The sequence below is a fragment of the Citrobacter sp. MNAZ 1397 genome (assembly GCF_023613995.1).
Lineage (GTDB): Bacteria > Pseudomonadota > Gammaproteobacteria > Enterobacterales > Enterobacteriaceae > Phytobacter > Phytobacter ursingii.
The window spans coordinates 465,453-490,948 of record NZ_JAKIVH010000001.1; the positions used below are offsets into that span (position 1 = coordinate 465,453).

The window sequence follows — 25,496 nt, forward strand, 5'->3', positions numbered from 1 at the left end:
GGAAGCTATTCAGCGCTATGCTGATATTTCGCTTCGTGTTCCAGTAACCATTTTTTGCGCGCAATACCGCCGCCGTAGCCCGTCATTGCACCGTCCTTGCCGAGGATCCGGTGGCAGGGAATCACAATCGCAATACGATTAGCACCGGTGGCGCTGGCCACTGCACGCACGGCTTTCGAATTACCCGTCTGCTCAGCAATCCTGCCGTAATGACTTACCCTGGCATACCCCACCTCACGCAGGGCCTGCCAGACCTGCTGCTGAAAGGCGGTACCCGGTGCGTCCAGTGTCAGGGTAAATCTCTGGCGCTCACCGGCAAAATATTCACCTATTTCCTTTACTGCCTGCCGGGTATATTCATTCTCTCCGGCGATGATCCGCGCAGAAAACAGACGCTGAATGTCGCTGAACTCGGTTTCCAACGCCCGTCGGTCGACAAATTCCAGCAGGCAGACGCCGTTTTCCGTCGCGCACACGAACATCGGGCCGAGTGGGGTGGTGAAGCGCTGAATAACAATAATCTGTGCGCGATGCGTGGGGGCGTGGCCGGTCAGCTTTTTAAAGGTATAGCCAAAGCCACTCAATGAATCATAGCCACTGTCGTAGGCGGTCTCGATAGCCTTACGGCCTGATTTCAGCTCCTGCATCGCTGTGTTTACCCGCAGCATGCGCTGGTACGCCTGGAAGGTCATGCCGTGGTTTTTGATAAACCAGCGGCGGATGGCCTCTGGGCTAATATTGCGCTCGCGTAGCTGCGCATCGCTGACTTTGACGCTGCCCGAATTCCGCAGTAATGCCAGCGCCCGCTCGACGGCTGGCGGTGCGGTAAAGGCGTTCTCCGTCGGGCGGCAGACTTTACACGGGCGGAAACCGGCGGCCAGCGCGGCGGAGAAATCCGAGTAAAACATGACGTTCTCGCGCTTTGGCTTACGTGCCCGGCAGGTCGAAATACAAAACACGCCGGTCGTCTTTACGCCGACAAAAAAGACCCCCGCATAATCCGTTGCCCGAGCCAGCAGCGCCTGGTACCAGATATCACAGGTCGATTCATCGTGTTGCTGCATGGGCAAATACCGCGTCAAAAGAGTGAGCTTTTACAATATCAGCAAACAGTGCTTGTATGCCGCTTTGTGCTGTCTGATGGAGTAAATCACCCATCGAAATACGCTTCGCGCTCAGTGCTTTCAGCTCCGCAAAGCCCGGCAACGTTGGCATACACATGACGTTGAGCGGTACGGGAATGGCTGCGGCAATGGCTGAAATATCCGTCGGTTGCGTCATACAGGGTACAAACAGACCATCGGCTCCGCTTTGCGCATACAGCTTGCCGCGAGCCAGCGTTTCAGGCAGCGCGTTATCGACACCCAGCAGGAAAGTGTCGGTACGGGCATTAATAAACAGACTGCACTTTTCGTCAGCAATGCGCTGGCGAATGGCGTTCAGTAGTGAGGCAAATTCAGCAGAATCCTGCAACACACGCTTTCCTTGCTGAACGCGGCTGTCTTCCAGGTTAACGCCTATCACACCGAGTTCAGCCAGATCGAGCAGGTTCTCAATGATCTGGTGGTGACTGTCGCCATAACCGTATTCCATATCAACGGTCAGCGGCAGGGAGCAGCACGCCCGCAAACGGACGACCAGGTGGCGGAGTTCTGCAAAGCTGATGCCGTCGCCATCGGCGTAGCCATACATCGCAGCAATGGCGGCACTTGAGGTGCCAATGGCCTTGTAACCTGCGGTCTGCGCGGCTCTGGCGCTGGATACATCCCAGACATTTGCAATCAGTAACGGCTCTTCTTGTTGGTGTAATAGGGCAAAATTCATCATCACATTCCTCTGTTAAGTGGCGTCTTAACGGTATCGATAAGGCATCACCCGCAACAACCGAAAAACAGACAGGTATTTTTCAGCCTCTTTTTTGCTCACCACAGCGGAACACTATTTCACCGATATTACCCTGCTGATGGGGGCTGAATATGACGCAAAAATGAGGTCAGCTTTGTTCAGCAAAAAAGGGAATTCGGGGGATGAAATGTGCAGTAGATCGTAATTTTGCAATCAAAAATGAGACTTTTCTTGATAGCTGAAACGGAAAGATCAAAACTTCGCGAAACGTTTCAGCGTCATCTTGTTTTCAACACATCTCAGGGTGGCGCATTATTTCTCAAGTCAGCTGAAACGATTCAGTTCAGCAGGAGAGGATTTACATGTTCCAGTTATCCGTTCAGGACATCCATCCGGGCCAGCAGGCCGGGACGAAAGAAGAGGCGATTCGTCAGATTGCCGCCGCACTGGCAGAAGCAGGCAACGTCGCCGGTGGTTATGTTGATGGCATGCTGGCGCGTGAGCAGCAGACCTCGACCTTCCTCGGCAACGGGATTGCCATTCCGCACGGAACGACCGATACCCGTGACCAGGTGTTGAAAACCGGCGTAAAAGTATTCCAGTTCCCGCAAGGCATTCTCTGGGGTGAAGGGCAGGTAGCCTATGTGGCTATCGGTATTGCCGCCAGTTCTGATGAGCACCTCGGCCTGTTGCGTCAACTGACCCACATCCTGAGCGATGATTCCGTTGCTGCACAGCTGCAATCCGCGACCACAGCAGAAGAACTGCGTGCCTTGCTGATGGGCGAACAGCAGGCGGCGTCGCTGAAACTGGATAACGACACGCTGAGCCTTGACGTTGTCGCCAGTGACCTGGTGACATTACAAGCATTGAACGCCGCGCGTCTGAAAGAAGCGGGCGCGGTTGATGCTGTCTATGTGGCACGCGCGATTAACGAACAACCGCTGAACCTCGGTCAGGGTATCTGGCTGAACGACAGCGCGCAGGGCAACCTGGCAAGCGCGGTGGCTGTCAGCCGTGCTGCACAAGCCTTTGATGTGAATGGTGAGAGCGTTGCCTTGCTGGTCAGTGTCGCAATGGCTGATGACCAGCCGGTTGCCGTACTCAAACGCCTGAGCAACCTGCTGCTCGATAATAAAGCGGACCGTCTTCTGAGCGCCGATGCCGCTACCCTGTTGGCGCTGCTGACCAGCGACGACGCTATTGCTGATAACCTGCTGACCGCTGAGTTTGTGGTGCGCAACGAACATGGCCTGCATGCCCGTCCGGGTACCATGCTGGTCAATACCATCAAACAATTTAATAGCGAAGTGACTGTCGCTAACCTCGACGGTACCGGTAAATCCGCCAATGGTCGTAGCCTGATGAAAGTGGTCGCGCTGGGCGTGAAGAAAGGTCACCGTCTGCGTTTCACCGCGCAGGGCGATGATGCTGAACAAGCGCTGAAAGCGATTGGCGACGCCATCGCTGCTGGTCTGGGGGAGGGCGCATAATGAGCAGACGTGTAGCCACCATTACCCTTAACCCAGCCTATGATTTGGTCGGGTTTACCCCGGAAATTGAACGCGGTGAAGTGAACCTGGTTCGCACCACCGGCCTGCATGCTGCGGGTAAAGGCATCAACGTGGCGAAAGTCCTGAAAGACCTGGGCATCGACGTTACCGTTGGCGGCTTCCTGGGTAAAGACAACCAGGACGGTTTTCAGCAGTTGTTCAGCGAGCTGGGCATTGCTAACCGTTTCCAGATTGTACAGGGCCGTACCCGTATCAACGTGAAGCTGACGGAAAAAGACGGTGAAGTGACAGACTTCAACTTCTCCGGCTTTGAAGTAACACCGGCAGACTGGGAGCGTTTTGTTAATGATTCACTGACCTGGCTGGGTCAGTTCGACATGGTGTGTGTCAGCGGCAGCTTGCCATCTGGTGTGAGCCCGGAAGCCTTTACCGACTGGATGACGCGCCTGCGCAGTCAGTGCCCATGCATCATTTTCGACAGCAGCCGCGATGCGCTGGTTGCTGGTCTGAAAGCTGCACCGTGGCTGGTTAAACCTAACCGTCGCGAGCTCGAAATTTGGGCAGGCCGCAAATTACCAGAATTGAAAGATGTGATCGACGCGGCGCATGCGCTTCGTGAACAAGGAATTGCCCATGTGGTTATTTCACTGGGCGCGGAAGGGGCGTTGTGGGTTAACGCTTCTGGCGAATGGATCGCCAAACCGCCGTCAATGGAGGTGGTAAGCACCGTTGGCGCAGGGGATTCAATGGTTGGCGGTCTGATTTATGGCCTGTTAATGCGAGAGTCCAGTGAACATACGTTGCGTCTGGCCACTGCTGTGGCAGCACTGGCTGTTAGCCAGAGCAATGTAGGTATTACCGATCGTACCCAGTTAGCCGCGATGATGGCGCGTGTTGACTTAAAACCCTTTAACTAACAGCAGGAGAGCATAATGAAAACGCTGCTGATAATTGATTCTGAACTCGGTCAAGCTCGCGCATATATGGCGAAAAGCCTGTTAGGCGCAGCGGCACAAAAAGCGAATGTGCAGTTTATCGATAACCCCGGTGAAGCTGAGCTGGCGATCGTTCTGGGCTCCCGCGTGCCGGCTGACAGCGCGCTGAGCGGCAAGAAAGTCTGGCTGGGCGACATCAATCGCGCTGTGGCTCATCCGGAACTGTTTTTAAGCGAAGCGAAGAACCACGCTTCCCCGTACACGGCTCCGGCGGCGGCACCTGCGACCTCTACCAGTGGTCCGAAACGTATTGTGGCCGTCACTGCATGTCCGACAGGCGTTGCTCATACCTTTATGGCGGCAGAGGCCATTGAAACCGAAGCGAAAAAACGCGGCTGGTGGGTGAAAGTGGAAACACGCGGCTCTGTTGGCGCGGGTAACGCCATCACGCCGGAAGAAGTGGCTCAGGCCGATCTGGTGATTGTGGCTGCGGACATCGAAGTAGACCTGGCGAAATTCGCTGGCAAACCGATGTACCGTACCACCACGGGGCTGGCCCTGAAGAAAACGGCGCAGGAGTTAGACAAAGCGCAAACCGAAGCGAAAACGTATCAGCCGAGTGGCGGTACGCAATCGGCGAGCAGTGAAGGTAAAAAAGAGAGCGCGGGCGCCTATCGTCACCTGTTGACCGGGGTCTCTTACATGCTGCCGATGGTCGTTGCCGGTGGTTTGTGTATCGCACTTTCCTTTGCTTTCGGTATTACCGCATTTAAAACGCCGGATACGCTGGCTGCCGCGCTGATGCAAATCGGTGGTGGTTCTGCGTTTGCCCTGATGGTGCCGGTACTGGCGGGTTACATTGCGTTCTCCATCGCTGACCGCCCGGGCCTGACGCCGGGTCTTATCGGCGGTATGCTGGCCGTGAGCACCGGTTCTGGCTTTATCGGCGGCATCATTGCCGGTTTCCTTGCCGGTTATCTGGCGAAAGCCATCAGTAAAGGCGTTAAGCTGCCGCCAAGTATGGAAGCACTGAAACCGATCCTGATCATTCCGCTGTTCTCCAGCCTGATTGTTGGCCTGGCGATGATTTACCTTATCGGTAAACCGGTTTCAGGCATCCTGGCCGGTCTGACTTCCTGGCTGCAAACTATGGGTACGGCGAACGCCGTCCTGTTGGGCGCAATCCTCGGCGGCATGATGTGTACCGATATGGGTGGTCCGGTGAACAAAGCGGCATATGCCTTCGGTGTTGGCCTGCTGAGTACCCAGACTTACGCACCGATGGCCGCCATCATGGCTGCCGGTATGGTGCCGCCGCTGGCGATGGGGCTGGCGACCATTGTTGCCCGTAACAAATTCGATAAAGGGCAGCAGGAAGGGGGCAAAGCAGCGCTGGTTCTGGGGCTGTGCTTTATCTCCGAAGGTGCGATTCCGTTCGCGGCGCGTGACCCGATGCGTGTTCTGCCCTGCTGTATCGCCGGTGGCGCGCTGACGGGCGCTATCTCCATGGCGATTGGCGCGAAACTGATGGCGCCGCACGGTGGTCTGTTCGTTCTGCTGATCCCAGGAGCTATCACGCCGGTTGTCGGTTACCTGCTCTCTATCGTTGCAGGTACCCTGCTGGCAGGCCTGGTCTACGCCTTCCTGAAACGTCCGGAAACCGAAGCGGTTGCCAAAGCGGCATAAAACGGTTTATGACCTTAAAGGCCGACACGTTCGGCCTTTTTTATTTTGCAACGCCTTCCGTTGACCCTGCATATATTTCCCTTCCGCTTAATTCTGAATTTCACATTTTCACCGTTACTCATACGAGGCGGTGCGTTAGGCTTCACCAAAGGTGATGTATTTTGCCTCTAAATAATTTCACTTTTTAGCGCTGGCTCTGCCCTATATTCCCCCTTTACGCGCAATTGAGGGGCAGGGAGGCAGGTGATGTTAAAACAGGGGAAAACTTTACTGCTGTTAAGTTTATGTTCAATTCTCTGGGCAACCAACGCGAGGGCAGGGTGTACTGCTAATAAGCCAGTAAAAGAATACACCATGCCGCTAAATGGCACGCTGAATGTTCCCGCATCGCTGCCCGTCGGTGGCGTGATATTTAAGCAAGTATTCAAAACTACTGGGGCTGAATGGACTCGGGTGACATGCAACCCGGCCGTTCGGGCGCGGTCAATATATTCTTTTTATAGCAATACATTAACCCTGTCGAGTCGTACCGGGGTTTATAAGACCAACGTAGAGGGGATTGGCGTAAGGTTCCAGTTAAGCTGGGGCAATCGCGATATCCCGGCGTATTTTGATAGTGCGGTAATTAGCCTTGGTACAAACTTTGATAATTTAACATCGGGTGATGATGATGTTGTCGTCTCGCTAATAAAAATCGACAACACTATCGGCTCCGGAGTGATTGATATTTCCTCCTTTCCTGTCATTCAGTTCAATATGCGAGAGGCTGAAATAATGCGCTTATCCTTCAGCGGCGCCATGAGCCTGAATGCGCCGACCTGTGATATCTCGACGCCTTCAACTTCGGTGCCACTGGGAACCCACGAACAGGGCGTGTTTGGCAGTATCGGCAGCGGCACCGCGTGGAAAGACGCCAGCATCAGGCTGACGAATTGCGGCACCTTCTCCGGCTGGGCGACCAACAATACCTGGAACAGCGGAACGGGGACTTCCTCGCCGGCTGCAATAAAAAGTAATATTGCCTCTGTCACCCTGACTCCCAACGACGGCGTGGTTAGCGCGACTGACGGAATAATAAAAATCGCCACCACCGGCGCCAATAATTCTCCGCACGCAGTGGGCGTGGGGATCCAGCTTTCCACTACGGAAAGTGTAGTTGGCAAAGTCAATCTGAATAATCCGCTGGAATATACTCTTCCTACTGATGGAAGGCTGAGTATCACGTTGCCGCTGTATGCCCGTTACATTAAAACCGCAAGCACAGTCACAGGCGGGAAAGCCAACGGTAAGTTGACCTTCACGGTCACCTATAACTGAGTGAAACCCGCGTTTGCGTTAATGCGCTGGACATAGCGGTACGATGCCCTTGTGACAGCAACGCTCTTAAATCTGGCGTGTTACCCGCGCCGGGACCGTTATCGTACTTACCCGCTACCGTGGCGCGTCTGGCTTTGCTGGCGCGCCTGTTTATTATGCCTGTTGGTCTTTTGTGTCCAATCTCTCATTTCTTTATTTTGTTTCAGGCTCGTCCCCCATAAATTTGTGATGTCCTTCATACCTATTCATCCTCGCTCCCTCTGATGTGTTTACTTTACGCAAATCAGGTATACGATGAGCACATGTTCTTAAATAAACATGTGCTCTAATAAGGTTTTCGCCATCGATAGATAATTTTATGTTATCTCGACGATCTCATTGATATGGCATTTCTTTGCCAGAGGGCGTTCTATGCGTAAAAAGGATTATATAATCACTATTGGTTCCGCCAATATGGATGTGGCCGGTTATTCTCATGGTGTATTGAATTACGCGGATTCCAACCCGGGTAAAATAAAATTCACGCCGGGCGGCGTGGGGCGTAATATTTCACAGAATCTTGCCTTGCTGGGAGCTGAGTCCTGGTTACTCACCGTAGTGGGTGATGATTTTTATGGGCAATCTCTTCTCAATCAAACCCGTCAGGCGGGCGTTCATATAGAAAAATGCCTGATTGTAGCGGGGGAAAATACGTCGAGTTATTTATCCCTTCTGGATAATACCGGTGAAATGCTGGTTGCCATCAACGATATGCATATTACCGAGCATTTATCGGCGGCTTTTTTGGCAAAACATATTGATTTTATTCGCGATGCCAGGGTGGTGGTGGTCGACTGTAATATCAGCGAAGACGCACTGGGCTGGCTACTAACCCATGCGGGCGACACGCCTGTTTTTGTCGACCCGGTCTCTGCCTGGAAATGCGTAAAAATTCGCGACTGGCTGGGGCAGATTCATACCCTCAAACCCAATCGCCTTGAGGCTGAAACTCTCAGCGGCATTACGCTTGCCGGGCGCGACGATGTGGTAAAGGTTGCCGAATGGTTTCACACCCGCGGCCTGCAGCGGCTGGTACTGAGCATGGGCGGCGACGGTGTCTATTACAGCGAGCGCGGCGGCGTCAGTGGGTGGTCACCTCCGATTAAAACCCAGGTCGTTAATGTTACCGGGGCTGGCGATGCCATGATGGCGGGTCTGGCGGCCTGTTGGGTGGCAGGTTTTTCATTTATCGATTCGGTGCGTTTTGCGCAAGGCTGTTCGTCCATGGCGCTGGCGTCCGAATATACCAATAATCCTGACTTATCTTTTTCAAAAGTCACATCGCTAGTGGAGAAACAAGATGTCTGAATTAACGATTTCCCCTGAATTACTGCATATCTCTGCGGAAGTAAAAGAAGCACTGGAAAATAACAAACCGGTTGTAGCGCTGGAATCGACAATTATTTCTCACGGTATGCCGTTCCCGCAAAATGCGCAAACGGCAATTGAAGTCGAAGAGACTATTCGTAAACACGGTGCGGTACCTGCGACAATCGCCATTATTAACGGTGTAATGAAAGTTGGTTTAACGAAAGACGAAATTGAATTATTAGGTCGTGAAGGACACAGTGTCGCAAAAGTCAGCCGCCGCGATTTACCGTTTGTGGTCGCCGCCGGATTAAATGGCGCCACCACAGTAGCCTCCACCATGATTATTGCCGCACTGGCTGGGATTAAAGTTTTCGCGACGGGCGGTATTGGCGGCGTTCACCGTGGCGCCGAACATACGTTTGATATTTCCGCCGATTTGCAGGAACTGGCGCACACGAACGTTACAGTGGTTTGTGCAGGGGCGAAATCTATTCTCGACCTTGGCCTGACCACCGAATATCTGGAAACCTTCGGCGTGCCGCTAATTGGTTATCAGACAAAATCATTGCCGGCGTTTTTCTGCCGTACCAGCCCGTTTGAGGTCAGCATTCGTCTGGACAGCGCCAAAGAGATCGCCCGCGCAATGGCGGTGAAATGGCAAACCGGCCTTAATGGTGGCCTGGTCGTGGCGAACCCCATTCCCGAGCAGTTTGCGATGGCAGAAGAGAAAATCAACGCCGCTATCGATCGGGCGGTGAAAGAGGCTGAAGAGCAGGGTGTGGTCGGTAAAGAGAGCACGCCGTTCCTGCTGGCGCGTGTTGCTGAATTAACCGGCGGCGACAGCCTGAAATCAAACATTCAGCTGGTGTTCAACAACGCCGTGCTGGCATGTGAAATCGCAAAAGAGTACCAACGTCTCGCATAACCCACGCGCGGGCAGCGAGCGGTCGCCCGCAGGGATATCAGACATACCAAAACCTGGCGTTTACGCCGGGTTTCCTGGCATGAAGGGAAAATCATTATGGATATAATGAGAAGTTTTCTGGGTATGGTGGTATTACTGGCCATCGCTTTTCTGCTGTCAGTAAATAAAAAGCGCATCAGCTTACGCACCGTGGGCGCCGCACTGCTGCTGCAAATCGCTATCGGCGGGATTATGCTTTATTTCCCGCCAGGCAAATGGCTGGTTGAGCAGGCGGCGCTGGGCGTTCATAAAGTCATGTCCTACAGCGACGCGGGCAGCGCTTTTATCTTTGGCTCGCTGGTCGGGCCGAAAATGGATGTGTTGTTTGACGGCGCCGGGTTTATTTTCGCCTTCCGCGTACTGCCTGCAATTATCTTTGTTACCGCGCTAATCAGCCTGCTCTACTATATAGGCGTGATGGGATTACTGATCCGCATTCTGGGGGGGATTTTCCAGAAGGCGCTGAACATCAGTAAGATCGAATCGTTCGTCGCCGTGACCACGATTTTCCTCGGGCAGAATGAAATCCCCGCTATCGTGAAGCCGTTTATCCATAAGCTTAACCGCAACGAATTGTTTACTGCGATTTGCAGCGGGATGGCCTCGATTGCCGGATCAATGATGATCGGTTATGCCGGAATGGGAGTGCCGATTGACTACCTGCTGGCCGCGTCATTAATGGCGATCCCGGGCGGTATCCTGTTTGCCCGTATGCTGAGTCCGGCAACCGAGACCTCTCAGGTCACGTTTGAAAATCTCTCGTTTACCGAAACACCGCCCAAAAGCATCATTGAAGCGGCGGCAAGCGGGGCGATGACCGGGCTGAAAATTGCCGCGGGTGTGGCGACGGTGGTGATGGCGTTTGTGGCGATCATTGCGCTATTAAACGGCATCATTGGCGGCGTGGGCGGCTGGTTTGGTTTCGGTCATGCCACGCTGGAAGGGATCTTCGGTTATGTGCTGGCCCCGCTGGCGTGGATCATGGGCGTAGACTGGCACGATGCGACGCTGGCCGGCAGCCTGATTGGGCAAAAGCTGGCGATCAATGAGTTCGTGGCCTATCTCAATTTCTCACCTTATCTGCAAACGGGCGGCACGCTGGATGTCAAAACCATCGCCATTATCTCGTTTGCGCTGTGCGGGTTTGCCAACTTCGGTTCCATTGGCGTAGTGGTCGGGGCCTTTTCCGCGATAGCCCCCCAGCGCGCGCCGGAAATCGCTCAGCTTGGGATGCGGGCGCTGGCGGCGGCAACGCTCTCAAACCTGATGAGTGCCACCATCGCCGGGTTCTTTATCGGCCTTGCCTGAATCAACCGCACGCCAGCGCTACTGGCGTGCGTTCTTACGCCTCCGCTTTGTTTGTATTCAGCAAACTCATCGCATTTTCTGCTGACAGGGCAGGATTGTTGATACTCACACTGGCACGGGAAATCGCCGCACAGGCCATAGCAAAGTGAGCGCTTTCCGTAAAATCGCCCCCCTCAAGGAAGCTATACAGCAGCCCCGCCATAAATCCGTCGTCCGCGCCGAAACGGTCAGTGAAGGCGTGATCCGGTGAAGCCAGCAGTAGCTGCTCGCCATCACGTTTAGAGCAGAATACGGAATCATCGTCCAGGTACACGAAGATGCGTTGCACCCCTTGTTCATGGAGTGAATTTACCGCCGCTATTTTGTCTGCTTCGCGCCGAATCGGCTGCCCCCACAAGATCTGCAACTCCTGTAACGTGGGTTTCAGGGTATGAATGCGCGATAGCCAGGGGCGAATCTTGTCGGCTTTGAATTCGGAAACCGTATCGACAAAGACCGGAATATTCCCCGCCATGGTGAAGACCCACTCCAGTGCCTCTTCGGTCAGGTTGCAATCGGCGAGCACCACGCCCGCATGCATCACCAGGTCGCGCGAGGTATTGAGCAGCTGCGGCGTCAATTGCTGCAGAATATGGGTATCGTTGATGGCCAGTACCGTCTCTTCCTGCTGATTGGCAATCGACAGATAGGTAGAGGTGTTGTGCCCATGCAGACGAATACAGCTTTGCACATTCACCCCGGCCAGACGGGTCTGTTCCAGTAACGTTTCACCGTAAAAATCATCCCCCACGGCTGAGATCAGGTGCACATCGCGGCCCAGCAGAGCGAGATTGTGGGCGACATTACGTCCGACGCCGCCTGCAGAACACTGAATGCTACCGGGGTTGGAGGCGGACTGCGGATAATGAATATCGGCAACGCCGCGAATATCCATATTGATGGCGCCAAACACGACACAGTAATCCTGTTCGGTCAGAATGTAGCCCTTGCCTTTAATCAGCCCTTTTCGCATCAAATCCATAATGTGGGCGGCGACGCGTGAACGGCTGATTTGTAAAATATCGCCTATCTCATTTTGCTGAATCAGTGGATTGCTGCGCAGGATTTGTAATATCTGTTTTTCCCTGTCGTTCATTTATGCCGCAGCCTCTTCATTTTGTTGCGCCTTTAACCAGGCGATCTCTTCTGCCCAAATGTCCGGATTGATGGTTTCCAGAATGAGCGGAATACCGTCGAAACGATCGTCCTGCATGATCCAGCGGAAGGCGTCATGACCAATATTGCCTTCGCCCAGACTGTGATGGCGGTCAACACGGCTGCCAAATGTGCTTTTGGCATCGTTGAGGTGCATCCCACGCAGATAGTTGAACCCCACGACGCGTTCAAATTCGGTGAAAACCTTCGCGGTGCTTTCGGTGGTGCGCAGATCGTACCCGGCAGCAAACGCATGGCAGGTATCGATGCACACGCCGACGCGCGATTTGTCTTCCACGCCGTCGATGATCGCGGCCAGATGTTCAAAGCGAAAACCAAGGTTGCTACCTTGGCCCGCGGTGTTTTCGATAACCGCCGTGACGCCTTTGGTTTGTGCGAGCACGATGTTAATGGATTCGGCAATACGCGCCAGGCACTTGTCTTCGTCGATTTGCATCAGATGGCTGCCCGGGTGGAAGTTCAGCAGCGTTAGCCCCAGTTGTTCGCAGCGTTGCATTTCATCAAGAAACGCGTCGCGGGATTTTTCCAGCGCCTCTTCAACCGGATGGCCCAGGTTAATCAGGTAGCTGTCGTGGGGGAGAATTTGTCCCGGCTGATAATGGTATTTTTCGCAGGCGGCTTTGAATTCATCAATCGTCTCGCTGCTGAGCGGTGCGGCACGCCATTGACGCTGATTTTTTGTGAACAGGGCAAACGCAGTGGCTTCGATTTCTGCTGCGCGAATGGCGGCATTGGCCAGACCGCCCGCGGCGCTGACATGCGCTCCGATGTATTTCATGTAAAGACTCCTGTTAAACCCGCAATACGCGTCATCCTTCACGCGACATCACTGTTGGCTTCACTCACCCCGTCACGTACTTCTTTACGCGCCGGGGATTCGTTCATTTGCCGCCTGGATGCAACGCGAAGGATTTTGCGTAATCAAATAAACATTTTTCCAATAATAGCGGGTTAACAGAGAAGAGACGTAAGGTTTTATGCCATCAAATGGTGCACCAGCAGGTTAATGGCACCGCCACCGACAATCAGCCAGACAAACAGCGCCAGCGCCATTAATAGCGGCTTCGCTCCTGCCTTTTTCAGGGCGCTGATATGGGTGGTTAACCCCAGTGCGGCCATTGCCATCGCCAGCAAAACCGTATCGATGGTAATCAGGACATCAACCACACCTTTCGGCAGCAAATGGAACGAGTTAAACACCGCCACCAGGATAAACAGCACGGCAAACCACGGAATAGTAATTTTGCTTTTTTCGCCGCTTGCCGCAGGGGAGAGTTGTTTAACCCGGGAGGCGAGCAGGATCAGGAACGGCGCCAGCATCATTACGCGCAACATTTTGGCGATGACCGCCGCATTCTCGGCATCCGGGCTGACAGCATGACCCGCGGCCACAACCTGCGCCACTTCATGCATGGTTGACCCCATATAGATGCCATACGCTTCGGGGGTGAACCAGTGAGCCAGCAGCGGATAGATTGCCGGATAGATAAAAATGGCCAGCGTCCCGTAAATCACCACCGTGGCGACGGCAACGGCTACTTTGCTGGACTCGGCTTTGACCACCGGTTCAGTCGCCAGCACTGCCGCTGCGCCGCAAATGCTGCTGCCTGCGCCAATCAGCCAACTGGTTTTTCTGTCCAGCCCAAACACTTTTTGCCCGAGCAAACAGGCCAGCATAAAGGTGCTGGAGAGCATTAAAACGTCAATAGTGATGCCGCTGACGCCTACCTCGGCAATTTGCGAAAATGTCAGGCGCAAGCCATAAAGAATAATACCCAGACGCAACAAATGCTGTTTTGACCATAATACGCCTGCATCACAACGAACATGGAGGCGTGGGTAAAGCGTATTACCTGCGACGATGCCGAATAAAATTGCCAGCGTTAGCGCGCTAAACCCCGCACCCGCAACCGAGGGAATATTACCCAGCCACAATGCCAGCCCGGCGATGACCGCACTGAGCAATAGACCCGGTACGAATAACGCGATGTCGTTCTTGCGTGAAACATGATGTGTGATTTCAGTCATAACCTTCTCCTTTCTCCTGGGAAAAGGTTACGGTGCTCTGGTTTAAAGGTAAAATTGATTATATATTTATAATTAATCTTTATAAGTGGTAAGCGACCCTTGCCCCGATGGTGAAAATTTATGCATATCACACTACGGCAGCTCGAAGTTTTCGCCGAGGTGCTCAAGAGCGGTTCCACGACGCAGGCCTCGCAAATGCTGGCGTTATCGCAATCGGCAGTCAGCGCCGCGCTCACCGACCTCGAAGGGCAACTCAGCGTTCAGCTTTTCGATCGTGTTGGTAAGCGGCTGGTGGTGAACGAACATGGCCGTTTGCTCTATCCTCGTGCACTGGCGCTGCTGGAACAGGCGACGGAAATTGAACAACTGTTTCGGGAAGAAAACGGGGCAATCCGCGTCTACGCCAGCAGTACGATTGGTAATTACATCCTGCCGGAAATCATTGCCCACTATCGACGAGATTTTCCTCAGTTGCCGCTGGATATGAGCGTAGGCAACAGCCAGGACGTTATTAATGCGGTGGCTGATTTTCGCGTCGATATCGGTCTGATTGAAGGACCCTGCCATACGGCCGAGATCATTGCGGAACCCTGGCTTGAAGATGAACTGGTGGTGTTCGCGCCGCCGGATTCTCCGCTATTGCAGGAGGACGTCACGCTGGCGCGCCTGGCCGCCGCGCCGTGGATCCTGCGTGAGCGTGGCTCCGGTACGCGCGAAATTGTCGATTACCTGCTGCTGTCTCATTTGCCTGAATTTCATCTCGGCATGGAGCTTGGCAACTCCGAGGCTATCAAACATGCCGTGCGCCACGGGCTTGGCATCAGTTGTCTGTCGCGGCGCGTGATTGCCGAACAGCTTGAGGCGGGTTCATTGGTGGAAGTCCCTGTTCCACTGCCTCGTCTGGTGCGTACTCTGTGGCGCATTCATCACCGTCAAAAGCATCTTTCCAGTGCACTGAATCGTTTTTTGCGTTATTGCGAAATATGATTGCACCAGTAATAGGCGGCTGCACCATTTTGGTGTGGCGCTGCCTGGCTTAATCTCTCCTTTATAACCGCTTAACTCCCGCTGTAGCAGGCGAGACAGTGTTTTTATCGCGTTGGCACATTAGTTGCAAAAAGTGATTCAAAGAATCTTTTGTTTCATGAGCGATGAGGTGACAAGAATGAAGAAGTGGATGATGGCGGCAGCGGGTGCGGCATTAATGTTGTCCTGTGCGGGGCAGGCGATGGCCGATCAGCTACAGGATATTCAAAAACGCGGCGTACTGCGTGTGGCTGTACCGCAGGACTTTCCGCCGTTTGGCTCGGTGGGAACCGATCTCAAGCCGCAGGGCTACGATATCGATATGGCGGAGTATCTGGCTAAAGAGATGAAGGTGAAGGTGGAACTGGTGCCGGTGACCAGCGCTAACCGAGTGCCTTACCTGCAAACCAATAAAGTTGATCTGGTTATCTCCAGCCTCGGTAAGAATGCTGAGCGTGAAAAAGTGATCGACTTTAGTCGCGCCTATGCGCCGTTCTTCCTCGGGGTGTTTGGCCCGAAAGACGCCACACTGGCGGATGCTGCCGCGCTGAGCGGTAAGTCGATCGGCGTCACTCGCGGCGCGGTAGAAGACATGGTGTTAAGCGATCTGGCGCCGAAAGATGCCGAGGTCAAACGCTACGAAGATAACAACACCACTATCTCTGCCTATCTTTCCGGGCAGGTTCAGTACATGGCGACGGGTAACGTTGTGGTGGCCGCGATTGCCCGCCAGAACCCGGAAAAAGCGCCGGTCAGCAAATTTATGCTTAAAGATTCGCCGTGCTTTATCGGGCTTAAGAAAAACGAGCCTGCGCTGAAAGCCGAAGTCGACAAGTTGATTGAACAGGCGCTGAAAGATGGCACGCTCAATAATTTCTCGCAGAAATGGATGCAGGCACCGCTGCCCGCCACCCTGGGCGTGTAAGGGTCTGGCATGACGACAACGCTTGATTTTGCCGCGCTGTGGCCTTTCTGGCCGCAGCTACTCGCGGGGCTTTGGACCACGGTAACGTTAACCATTCTGGCAACCATCGGCGGTGTGTCTCTCGGCATTCTGGGCGCGGCGCTGCGTAGCGGTAAGCCCACGCTGGCGAGCCATATCTGGGGGGCGTATGTCGAGCTTATTCGTAATACGCCGTTCGTGGTACAGCTCTTTTTTATCGTTTTCGGTCTGCCGGGCCTGGGGCTGAAATTAACGGCAGGCGAGGCGGCGTTGATCGCCATGCTGGTCAATCTGGGGGCCTACAGTACGGAGATTATCCGCGCCGGGATCCAGGTGGCACCAAAAGGACAATGGGAAGCGGCGCGTGTGCTGGGGTTAACGAAAGCACAGACCTTTTTCCGCGTGATCCTGCCGCCGTCGCTACGGCGTATTTATCCGGCGCTGGTTAGCCAGTGCATTATCGTGATGCTGGGATCGTCGGTGGTCTCGCAGGTTTCCTACGAAGAGCTGACGTTTGCCGCAAACCTGATTCAGTCGCGCACGTTTTTGAGCTTTGAAGTGTATCTGGTCACCACATTGTTGTATCTGGCGCTGTCACTGCTGATGCGTCAGGTGCTGATGGCGGCGGGCAGGAAGTGGTTGGGGAGCGAGAGTTGATGAGTACATTTACCGACTGGGATATTCTGCGCAACCTGCTGCTGGCGGCGCGCTGGACCTTGCTGCTGTCGCTTATCGCCTTTGTCTGCGGCACGCTGGTGACATTACCGCTGCTGGTATTACGTATTAGCCGCTGGCGCTGGCCGAAACGGCTGATTAGCGCATATGCCGCGCTTTTTCAGGGCACACCGCTGCTGATGCAGCTCTTTCTGGCTTTCTTCGGTATTGCCCTGTTCGGCATTGATGTGAGCCCGTGGACGGCGGCAACGTTGGCGCTGACCCTTTTTACCAGCGCGTTCCTGTTGGATATCTGGTACGGCAGCATTAAGGCGTTGCCGAAAGGGCAGTGGGAGGCTTGTCGCTGTCTGGGGTTAAGTTTTGGTCAGACACTGTTTCGGGTGATTGCGCCGCAGGCTATCCGTATTGCCATCGCCCCGACGGTCGGCTTTTCCGTCCAGGTCATTAAAGGCACGGCGCTGGCCTCGATTATCGGCTTTGTCGAACTGACCAAAGCGGGCACCATGCTGAATAATGTCACCTTCGCGCCGTTTAAAGTGTTTGGCCTGGTCGCACTGGGCTATTTCCTGATGTGTTACCCGCTGTCGCGTTACAGCCGTTATCTGGAGAAGAAATTCCATGCCGCTCATCACCATTAATGACGTGCAAAAATACTATGGCGACAACCACGTGCTCAAAGGCGTAAGCCTGGATATCGAAATGGGTGAAGTGGTGTCGATCATCGGGCGCAGCGGTTCCGGGAAAAGCACCTTGTTACGCTGTATGAATGGGCTGGAGGGCTACCAGGACGGCAGTATTAAACTTGGCGGGATGACGGTAACCGACAGGGAATCGCAGGCGCGTGAGATCAGCCGATCGGTGGGGATGGTATTTCAGAGTTTTAATCTGTTTCCGCATATGACCGCGCTGGAGAACGTGATGCTGGCGCCGCGGCGGGTGCTGAAATTGCCGGCAGATGAGTGCCGCAAGCTGGCGATCGAGATGCTGGAGAAGGTCGGTCTCGGCGAGCGAATCGATTATTATCCGTCCAATTTGTCAGGCGGACAGCAGCAGCGCGTGGCGATTGCCCGTGCGCTGGCGATGAAACCGAAAGTGTTACTGTGCGATGAGATAACCTCGGCGCTGGACCCGGAGCTGGTGGGTGAGGTATTACGCGTGCTGGAGCAACTTGCCGCCGAAGGGATGACCCTGATTCTGGTGACCCATGAGATGAGTTTTGCCCGCGAAGTGGGCGACCGGGTGGTGTTTATGCATCAGGGAAAAGTATGGGAGCAGGGGGAAAGTCAGTCGTTCTTTACCCAGCCGCGTACCCCTGAGTTGCAGCAATTTATCGCCTCAGTACGGGGATTGAATTAAGTCTGTGTTTTTTTCCTCACTCTGAGGGGGGGAAGCGATCCCCACAAAAAAATGCGAGCACGATCGGTTCCCTCTCCCTGAGGGCTGAGGAATCCCTGGTCATATGACGTTTTACAGCGATGACACCGCGTCATGAGAATAAAACCGTTACCGCGATGACAGGGTCCGGCTGAAAATCGATGAGGCGTTGACGGCTGACCGGGGCCGCCCGCAGGGAAGCGGGCGGAGGGGATAGCCTACAAGGATGTAGGCTGGTCCCCGACCCGAAAGTCAGACGACATAAGACGAATGCACCGCGCCAGCGGCGATTTTCCTGGCCGGGAGCCCGGGTCGCCAGGGTGGCGGCGGTGAGCCACCCTGGCACGTTCACAGGTTCTGTCGCGATAGAAAAGCACGGAACATAAGGTGAACGGAATGACCACCAGAGCCGCATTTTCCCCCTCACCCTAACCCTCTCCCTCAAGGGAGAGGGGATCGAGTCCTTGATTTTGTCCCTCTCCCTAAGGGTAAGGGGCATCATCCACTGCTTTACTTATAATCCGCAGGCTATCATGAAGGTCTCTAATAAGACGTGGATTGTGCCGGAAGGATGCCCTTTCGTTTGCTACAATCGCGCCTCATTTTTTGGATGGATAGCATTTTCTTATGGTTTCCGAAACGAATACCACACAAGCGCCCACGCTTCGCCGTGAACTCAAGGCGCGTCACCTGACGATGATCGCCATTGGCGGATCAATCGGTACAGGGTTGTTTGTCGCATCAGGGGCGACGATTTCTCAGGCAGGCCCGGGCGGCGCGCTGTTCTCCTATATCCTTATTGGTTTGATGGTCTACTTCCTGATGACCAGCCTTGGCGAACTGGCGGCGTTTATGCCGGTATCCGGTTCTTTTGCCACGTATGGCCAACAATATGTTGAAGAGGGCTTTGGTTTCGCGCTCGGCTGGAACTACTGGTACAACTGGGCGGTGACTATCGCCGTTGACCTGGTGGCTTCGCAACTGGTGATGACCTGGTGGTTCCCGGATACGCCAGGCTGGATCTGGAGCGCGGTGTTCCTGTGCGTGATCTTCCTGCTCAACTACATCTCCGTTAAGGGCTTCGGCGAAGCGGAGTACTGGTTCTCGCTCATCAAAGTGGCCACCGTTATCATCTTTATCGTCGTTGGCGTAATGATGATCGTGGGCATTTTCAAAGGTACACAGCCTGTGGGCTGGAGCAACTGGACGACGGGCGATGCGCCGTTTGCCGGTGGCTTTGCGGCGATGATTGGCGTGGCGATGATCGTCGGCTTCTCCTTCCAGGGGACCGAGCTTATCGGTATCGCGGCGGGGGAATCCGAAGACCCGGAAAAGAACATTCCGCGCGCGGTGCGTCAGGTGTTCTGGCGTATTCTGCTGTTCTATGTGTTCGCCATCCTGGTTATCAGCCTGATCATTCCTTATACCGATCCGAGCCTGCTGCGTAACGATGTAAAAGACATCAGCGTCAGCCCGTTCACCCTGGTCTTTCAGCATGCGGGGCTGCTGTCTGCGGCGGCGGTGATGAATGCCGTTATCCTGACTGCGGTACTGTCGGCGGGTAATTCCGGTATGTACGCTTCTACCCGTATGCTTTACACCCTGGCCTGCGACGGTAAAGCACCGCGCATTTTCGCTAAATTGTCGAAAGGTGGTGTGCCGCGTAATGCGCTGTATGCCACCACGGTGATTGCGGGTCTGTGCTTCCTGACATCAATGTTTGGCAACCAGACCGTTTACCTGTGGCTGCTTAACACCTCCGGGATGACGGGCTTTATCGCCTGGCTGGGTATTGCCATTAGCCATTACCGTTTCCGTCGTGGCTATGTGATGCAGGGGCACGATCTGAATAACCTGCCGTACCGTTCAGGTTTCTTCCCGCTGGGGCCGATCTTCGCATTTGTTCTGTGCCTGATCATCACCCTGGGTCAGAATTATCAGGCCTTCCTGGCCGATACCATTGACTGGGGCGCTGTGGCGGCAACCTATATTGGTATCCCGTTGTTCCTGATCATCTGGTTTGGTTACAAGCTGTCGAAAGGCACTCGCTTTGTAAGCTACAAAGATATGGTGTTTCCGGAACGCTTTAAGAAGTAACGTGCAGGCTCTTTTGCGCTGACCAATCAATAGCCCCGGCACAGTGCCGGGGCTTTTGTTTAAGCAAGCGTTATCAGAAATTATACGTTAAGCCAACGGTGTAACGGCGGCCATCAAGTACCGTGTCATAGGTGTCGTAATCAATCTGCTTGTCCAGCACGTTGTACACCCCGGCGGAGAGGAGCAGATTTCTGTTGGCGTTATAGCGCAGGCCTACATCCACCTGACTGTAAGAGGGCGTACCCTGGGACATGGAGGTACGGCTTAAGTACTCCGAGGTTTTACCGCGGAAATTCAGCCGCCCCCACAGACCCACATCCTGCGTGGCCTGCCAGTCGAGCGTGGTATTCACCATATGTTTCGGCATCTTGTTAAGTGGCTTGCCAGAGAACTGACCGCTTTTCTGTTCTGATTCGGTGAAGGTGTAGTTGGCCGTCAGGTTCAGGTCTCGCGTGATGTTCCAGCCGAAGGTAGATTCAACGCCACGCATATTTGCCTTATCGACGTTAACGCGATCGCTGACAAAATCGTAGCTCACGCTGCCAATCGTACAAGCCGGATCGGCGCTGCTGTTACAGCGGCGTACTTCGGTGATTTTGTCCTTGAAATCGGTGTTAAACAGCGTGATGCCAGCGTTGAGATTCTTGTTGTTATCCCACAGCAACGCCAGCTCTTCGCTCAGGCTTTTTTCCGGTTTCAGATCGGGGTTGCCGACAATGATGCCGTTCAGACGACCACCGCCCGTCACCTGGCCCCAGCTTGCAGAAGACTGGCGCAGATCCGGGGCGCGGTAGCCTGCCGACACGCCGCCTTTAATTGTCCACTGGTCAGTCAGGTGCCAGACACCGTAGCCGCGTGGCGTCCAGTTGGTGCCGTAGTTTTCATCTTTGTCCATACGCAGGCCGCCGGTCAGCGTCACGCTGTCGAGTACCGCCCATTCATCTTCTGCAAATAGCGCCCAGCTCCAGCGGGTGAGTTTATTTAGCCCGTACGCCGCTTCCAGTTGATTGCCGTTATCGCGCAGTTTCTCATAACGATACTGCCCGCCGACCGTGAGAGTGTGGTTGCCAAGGAATATCTGGTTCTGGTTATTAAAGAGGGTGTTATACGACTTCATCTGGCGACCAGGGTTATTGGTCTCTTCCTGCTGAACGTAGCTGACGGTGTTGAAATCGCTGTAATAACCGCTGTGGGTTAACGAGTAAGTGGTGTGCTCGTAGCGGCTTTCACTTTTGCTGTTGGGGGTACAAACGTTACCCCGGCAGGTCTCCGCCGCCGAAGACATACCCGGCGTGCTGTTGCGATCCTGTAATTCGCGGGCAATATCCAGATCAACATCGTTTTTATCATCCGGGGTGAAATTGAAGGTCACGCCGCCGTTGCGCAGGCGCTGTTCGTTATAGCCGTTAAGTATTTTGTCTTCTGCGCGTCGGGACAGCAGCCCTGTGACTTTTGCGCCCAGCAGGCCGTCAATCAATGGGCCGGAAGCATAGGCGTTGGTCTGGAAGAGATCGCCGGAATCGCTGTTTTCCTGGAACGTCGCATCGCCATGAAGCGAGCCAGTCCAGCCTTTGGTATTGGACACTTTTTTGGTAATAACGTTGATAACGCCACCCATGGCGTCGGAGCCATACAGCGATGACATAGGGCCACGGATCACTTCAATACGCTCAATGGATTCCAGCGGCGGCAACCAGCCCTGTTCGATGCCCGCGTTATCGCTGTTTGGGCGCGTGCCACGGGTGCTGATTCGTTTACCGTTGACCAAAAAGAGGGTGTATTGCGAGGCCATGCCGCGAATGCTGATATCGCTGCTGCTGCCGCCACCGGTCACCACCACGCCCGGTACATCTTTCAAGGCGTCGGTGACATCCCGATACGCTTTATCTTCAAGCTGCTGTTTAGAAATCACCGAAATAGAGGCTGGCGCGTTCTGGATTTTCTGTTCAAACCCGGTTGCAGAGACGACGACGGTGTCCTCGTCGGCCGCGAAAAGTGACGGGGGGAAGGTGGCTGCGCAGACGGCGATAGCCAACAGTTTAGCGTGAGGTAAAGTCATTTTGTCATTCCGTTTAAATGAATAAAAGTCCATCGGGTAAACCATGAAGACGATAAGTGTTTGTCTTTTAAGAACTCTGACGATGGAGAAGCGGAAGGATTGTGGATAAAAAATGAATTTATGTAAATGCAATTGATAATTGAAATCATTTGCATTAGATGTTTCTGGCAAGGGAAAACATGCCTTATCAAACAGATAGGGATCAGTGTAAGGAATTGTAAAGTGGAGGGCATCGCCCTCCGGTGATTATTTCAGCAGGTATTGCGCGTGGAAGCGCAGATGGTCCTCAATAAACGAGGCCATAAAGTAGTAGCTGTGGTCATAGCCAGGCTGAACGCGAAGTGTAAGTGGCCAGCCGGTCTGGCGGGCGGCCTCAGCCAGCCGGGCGGGTTGTAACTGGTCTGCGAGGAACTGATCGGCATCGCCCTGATCGATAAGCGTCGGGATTGCATCCTGACTGTGGCTGGCCATCATTAGCGCGCAGCTATCCCACGCCTGCCAGGCCGAGGTGTCGTTGCCCAGATAAGCGCTAAAGGCTTTCTGGCCCCAGGGCACCTGCGCCGGGTTTACTATCGGCGCAAAGGCGGAAACGCTGGTAAAACGGCCCGGGTTTTTCAGTGCCATGATCAGCGCGCCGTGGCCACCCATTGAATGGCCACTTATGGCGCAACGTTCGCTCACGGTAAATTGCGACTGAATCAGCGCGGGGAGTTCATCACGCAGATAGTCATACATGCGGTAGTGCGCCGCCCACGGTTGCTCAGTGGCGTTGAGATAAAAGCCCGCGCCTTTGCCCAGATCATAGCCATCGGCATCGGCAACATAGTCGCCGCGCGGGCTGGTATCCGGCATCACCAGCACAATACCCAGCTCTGCCGCAACGCGCTGCGCGCCTGCTTTGGTGGTAAAGTTTTCATCTGTACAGGTCAGGCCCGACAACCAGTACAGCACCGGCGCGGGCGTTGTGGGATGCGCAGGGGGTAAAAAAATGCTGAACGTCATGGTGCAATTCAGCACAGCGGAGTCGTGCCGCCAGCGTTGTTGGCGCCCCTCAAAACAGCGGTGCTCTTCAAGCAATTCCATGCAAGGCTCCTTCATTATTTGTTAACGGTTAAAGCGTGACAATATCCCATAATACAGATAATTCATGTGCCTGTGAGTAACTTTCACTTTCACCTCGCTGCAGCATAATGCATCATAAATTTTACTTTTTTTTAACGTCTGGAGTTTTCATGGCGCTACGCATCGCGCTCTGCGGATTTATCGTGCTGGTAGTTGCAATGGGAATAGGGCGCTTTGCTTTTACGCCCCAGGTGCCGCTGATGATTCGCGATGGACAGCTGACGTTAACCAGCGCCGGACTGGTTGCCGCGATGAATTACCTCGGTTATTTACTGGGCGCGTGGGATGCGATGCGCGCGAGTAAACATATTGAGATGCGTCTGTATCTTGGCGTTGCGGGTGCTGTTGCGCTGACCTTTCTTTCGGCGCTGGCGGATAACGCCATTACGCACGGCGCGTTACGTCTGGTGATTGGCGCGATGAGCGGCTGGGCGATGGTACTTACCGCAGCCTGGACGAACGAGCGTCTGGCGCATTATGCCCGCCCCGGCTTGAGTGCGGCAGTATTCGCCGGACCGGGCGCGGGTATCGCCCTGAGCGGTCTTCTGGCGGTGGCGATTCAATCGCGGGCGCTCTCCTCAACGGCAGCCTGGCAGGTCTATGGCGTACTGGCGCTGGTACTGGTGGCGTTTATCGCCCGATATTTACCGCGTCCGGGCCAGTTACATCGTTCCGGTGCTCAGCCGGAACCGCTACATCTGACGACCGATCTGAAACGACTGGTCTGGAGCTACAGCCTGGCGGGGTTTGGCTACATCTTACCCGCGACCTTTCTTTCGCAAATGGCGGCGCTGCGCTTTCCCGGTAGTCTCTTTGCGCAGTTTGTCTGGCCGGTGTTTGGCGCTGCCGCCGTTGTCGGGATTGGGCTGAGTATTGCTCTTCGCCATATTGGTCACAGCCATCAGCGGCTGGCTATTGTGCTTTGGCTGCAAGGATTAGGCGTGGTGGCCTCTTGCGTATTGCCAGGTATGAGCGGGCTGGTCATTGGCGCGCTGCTGGTCGGTGGGGGTTTTCTTTGCGCGGTACAGCTATCGCTGCTGTATGGCCGCGAACTGGCACCGAACCATACCCGGTATATGGCGGGATTATTGACCACCGGTTATGCCGTAGGGCAATTGATTGGGCCGATGACCTCTGCGCTCTCCACCTGGCTTACGCAGCGGCTGGAACCCGCGCTGGGACTGGCCGGGCTGGCGCTCCTGGTCGGGGGTATTTTGGTCTGGAAACGGACGGCGTGAAAGGTACGAGCAATTTCATTAATTATCACCGTGAAGACTGGATTCTGTGCGTGACCTCACGCACAATGATTGCTCGCTTCGCCCGTTGCATGGCGAAGATGCCACACCTGCAGGAGAATAAAAAATGTCATCACTCAGTAAAGAAGCGGCTCTCGTTCATGAAGCCCTGGTTGCCCGTGGCCTTGAAACCCCGTTGCGCCCGCCTGTCGACATGGATAACGAAACCCGTAAGCGCCTGATAGCCGGTCATATGACCGAGATTATGCAACTCCTTAATCTCGATCTGAATGATGACAGCCTGATGGAAACCCCACATCGCATCGCCAAAATGTACGTTGATGAAATATTCTCGGGACTGGATTATGCCAATTTCCCGAAAATCACCGTCATCGAAAATAAAATGAAAGTGGATGAGATGGTCACGGTGCGCGATATTACGCTGACCAGCACCTGTGAACACCACTTTGTTACTATCGATGGGAAGGCGACCGTCGCTTATATTCCTAAAGAGTCGGTGATTGGTCTGTCGAAAATTAACCGTATCGTGCAGTTCTTTGCCCAGCGTCCGCAGGTGCAGGAGCGTTTGACACAGCAAATTCTGACGGCGCTGCAAACGCTGCTGGGGACCAATAATGTCGCTGTGTCCATTGACGCGGTGCATTACTGCGTGAAAGCGCGCGGCATTCGTGATGCAACCAGCGCAACCACAACGACCTCGCTGGGTGGCCTGTTTAAATCCAGCCAGAACACTCGCCAGGAGTTCCTGCGCGCTGTACGTCACCACAACTAATTAACCTGGA

23 protein-coding genes are annotated in these 25,496 nt (G+C 54.3%); 15 read left to right on the forward strand and 8 right to left on the reverse strand.

The window, feature by feature from the left end:
• Positions 1-5: 5 nt before the first annotated feature.
• Together L2097_RS01970 and L2097_RS01975 are read right to left on the reverse strand one after the other, a co-directional pair.
• Positions 6-1,064 carry a bifunctional transcriptional activator/DNA repair enzyme AdaA gene (locus L2097_RS01970; RefSeq protein WP_250352023.1) on the reverse strand — a complete coding sequence of 353 codons (1,059 nt, stop codon included), beginning with the start codon at positions 1,062-1,064 and terminating at the stop codon, positions 6-8.
• A complete protein-coding gene (locus L2097_RS01975) occupies positions 1,048-1,824 on the reverse strand; it encodes an isocitrate lyase/PEP mutase family protein (protein ID WP_502799301.1) in 777 nt (258 codons plus the stop codon). The genes L2097_RS01970 and L2097_RS01975 overlap by 17 nt, the downstream gene beginning before the upstream one ends.
• 383 nt (positions 1,825-2,207) lie before the next feature.
• Between L2097_RS01975 and fruB the strand changes: the two genes are divergently transcribed.
• The 4 genes from fruB to L2097_RS01995 all read left to right on the forward strand — a co-directional run bounded on the left by fruB (position 2,208) and on the right by L2097_RS01995 (position 7,297).
• Positions 2,208-3,338 carry a fused PTS fructose transporter subunit IIA/HPr protein gene (fruB, locus tag L2097_RS01980; RefSeq protein WP_142517797.1) on the forward strand — a complete coding sequence of 377 codons (1,131 nt, stop codon included), beginning with the start codon at positions 2,208-2,210 and terminating at the stop codon, positions 3,336-3,338.
• Positions 3,338-4,276 (forward strand): 1-phosphofructokinase, encoded by a 939-nt coding sequence (gene fruK / locus L2097_RS01985; RefSeq protein WP_047369522.1) that lies wholly within the window; start codon positions 3,338-3,340, stop codon positions 4,274-4,276. Before fruB ends, fruK begins: the two co-directional genes overlap by 1 nt.
• A gap of 15 nt (positions 4,277-4,291) precedes the next feature.
• Positions 4,292-5,980 carry a PTS fructose transporter subunit IIBC gene (gene fruA, locus L2097_RS01990; RefSeq protein ID WP_250352025.1) on the forward strand — a complete coding sequence of 563 codons (1,689 nt, stop codon included), beginning with the start codon at positions 4,292-4,294 and terminating at the stop codon, positions 5,978-5,980.
• A 246-nt stretch (positions 5,981-6,226) separates the two neighbouring features.
• A complete protein-coding gene (locus L2097_RS01995) occupies positions 6,227-7,297 on the forward strand; it encodes a fimbrial protein (protein ID WP_250352026.1) in 1,071 nt (356 codons plus the stop codon).
• Positions 7,298-7,404: 107 nt separating this feature from the next.
• On the opposite strand, the gene L2097_RS25670 is transcribed toward L2097_RS01995, so the two are convergent.
• The gene (locus tag L2097_RS25670) at positions 7,405-7,536 is read right to left on the reverse strand and encodes a hypothetical protein (RefSeq protein ID WP_277922260.1); all 132 of its coding nucleotides are present in this window, start codon (positions 7,534-7,536) and stop codon (positions 7,405-7,407) included.
• A gap of 172 nt (positions 7,537-7,708) precedes the next feature.
• Here L2097_RS25670 and L2097_RS02000 point away from each other — a divergent pair, with 172 nt between their 5' ends.
• The 3 genes from L2097_RS02000 to L2097_RS02010 all read left to right on the forward strand — a co-directional run bounded on the left by L2097_RS02000 (position 7,709) and on the right by L2097_RS02010 (position 10,919).
• Positions 7,709-8,644, forward strand: coding sequence for a pseudouridine kinase (locus L2097_RS02000; RefSeq protein WP_250352027.1), 936 nt, complete (start codon positions 7,709-7,711; stop codon positions 8,642-8,644).
• Positions 8,637-9,572 carry a pseudouridine-5'-phosphate glycosidase gene (locus tag L2097_RS02005; RefSeq protein WP_047369527.1) on the forward strand — a complete coding sequence of 312 codons (936 nt, stop codon included), beginning with the start codon at positions 8,637-8,639 and terminating at the stop codon, positions 9,570-9,572. Before L2097_RS02000 ends, L2097_RS02005 begins: the two co-directional genes overlap by 8 nt.
• A gap of 96 nt (positions 9,573-9,668) precedes the next feature.
• Positions 9,669-10,919 (forward strand): NupC/NupG family nucleoside CNT transporter, encoded by a 1,251-nt coding sequence (locus L2097_RS02010; RefSeq protein ID WP_250352028.1) that lies wholly within the window; start codon positions 9,669-9,671, stop codon positions 10,917-10,919.
• 34 nt (positions 10,920-10,953) lie between these two features.
• Here L2097_RS02010 and L2097_RS02015 read toward each other — a convergent pair whose 3' ends face one another.
• The 3 genes from L2097_RS02015 to L2097_RS02025 all read right to left on the reverse strand — a co-directional run bounded on the left by L2097_RS02015 (position 10,954) and on the right by L2097_RS02025 (position 14,162).
• Positions 10,954-12,054 (reverse strand): sugar kinase, encoded by a 1,101-nt coding sequence (locus L2097_RS02015; protein WP_250352029.1) that lies wholly within the window; start codon positions 12,052-12,054, stop codon positions 10,954-10,956.
• On the reverse strand, positions 12,055-12,912 hold the full coding sequence (nfo, locus tag L2097_RS02020) for a deoxyribonuclease IV (protein ID WP_229220436.1): 858 nt from the start codon (positions 12,910-12,912) through the stop codon (positions 12,055-12,057).
• A gap of 197 nt (positions 12,913-13,109) precedes the next feature.
• Positions 13,110-14,162: a YeiH family protein gene (locus tag L2097_RS02025; protein WP_047369531.1), complete on the reverse strand. Its 1,053-nt coding sequence runs from the start codon at positions 14,160-14,162 to the stop codon at positions 13,110-13,112.
• A gap of 120 nt (positions 14,163-14,282) precedes the next feature.
• On the opposite strand from L2097_RS02025, the gene yieE reads away from it, so the two are divergent.
• From yieE to L2097_RS02055, 6 genes are all read left to right on the forward strand, one after another.
• Entirely contained in the window at positions 14,283-15,149 is an 867-nt protein-coding gene (yieE, locus tag L2097_RS02030) for a DNA-binding transcriptional regulator YeiE (RefSeq protein WP_047369532.1), read from the forward strand.
• Between the two features lie 178 nt (positions 15,150-15,327).
• Positions 15,328-16,113: a transporter substrate-binding domain-containing protein gene (locus L2097_RS02035; RefSeq protein WP_047369533.1), complete on the forward strand. Its 786-nt coding sequence runs from the start codon at positions 15,328-15,330 to the stop codon at positions 16,111-16,113.
• A 9-nt stretch (positions 16,114-16,122) separates the two neighbouring features.
• A complete protein-coding gene (locus L2097_RS02040) occupies positions 16,123-16,788 on the forward strand; it encodes an amino acid ABC transporter permease (RefSeq protein ID WP_085005322.1) in 666 nt (221 codons plus the stop codon).
• Positions 16,788-17,444, forward strand: coding sequence for an amino acid ABC transporter permease (locus L2097_RS02045; protein WP_047369535.1), 657 nt, complete (start codon positions 16,788-16,790; stop codon positions 17,442-17,444). The genes L2097_RS02040 and L2097_RS02045 overlap by 1 nt, the downstream gene beginning before the upstream one ends.
• Positions 17,425-18,162, forward strand: a complete 738-nt coding sequence (locus L2097_RS02050) for an amino acid ABC transporter ATP-binding protein (protein WP_047369536.1) — start codon at positions 17,425-17,427, stop codon at positions 18,160-18,162. Before L2097_RS02045 ends, L2097_RS02050 begins: the two co-directional genes overlap by 20 nt.
• A gap of 645 nt (positions 18,163-18,807) precedes the next feature.
• Positions 18,808-20,277: an amino acid permease gene (locus tag L2097_RS02055; RefSeq protein ID WP_085005321.1), complete on the forward strand. Its 1,470-nt coding sequence runs from the start codon at positions 18,808-18,810 to the stop codon at positions 20,275-20,277.
• Between the two features lie 73 nt (positions 20,278-20,350).
• Here the strand turns inward: L2097_RS02055 and L2097_RS02060 are convergent, their stop codons facing one another.
• Together L2097_RS02060 and fghA are read right to left on the reverse strand one after the other, a co-directional pair.
• Entirely contained in the window at positions 20,351-22,336 is a 1,986-nt protein-coding gene (locus L2097_RS02060; protein WP_250352030.1) for a ligand-gated channel protein, read from the reverse strand.
• A 246-nt stretch (positions 22,337-22,582) separates the two neighbouring features.
• Positions 22,583-23,419, reverse strand: coding sequence for an S-formylglutathione hydrolase (gene fghA, locus L2097_RS02065; RefSeq protein ID WP_250352031.1), 837 nt, complete (start codon positions 23,417-23,419; stop codon positions 22,583-22,585).
• A gap of 149 nt (positions 23,420-23,568) precedes the next feature.
• On the opposite strand from fghA, the gene L2097_RS02070 reads away from it, so the two are divergent.
• Together L2097_RS02070 and folE are read left to right on the forward strand one after the other, a co-directional pair.
• Positions 23,569-24,696, forward strand: a complete 1,128-nt coding sequence (locus L2097_RS02070) for a YbfB/YjiJ family MFS transporter (RefSeq protein ID WP_142517863.1) — start codon at positions 23,569-23,571, stop codon at positions 24,694-24,696.
• 124 nt (positions 24,697-24,820) lie between these two features.
• Positions 24,821-25,486: a GTP cyclohydrolase I FolE gene (gene folE / locus L2097_RS02075; RefSeq protein ID WP_039079972.1), complete on the forward strand. Its 666-nt coding sequence runs from the start codon at positions 24,821-24,823 to the stop codon at positions 25,484-25,486.
• Positions 25,487-25,496 lie beyond the last annotated feature (10 nt).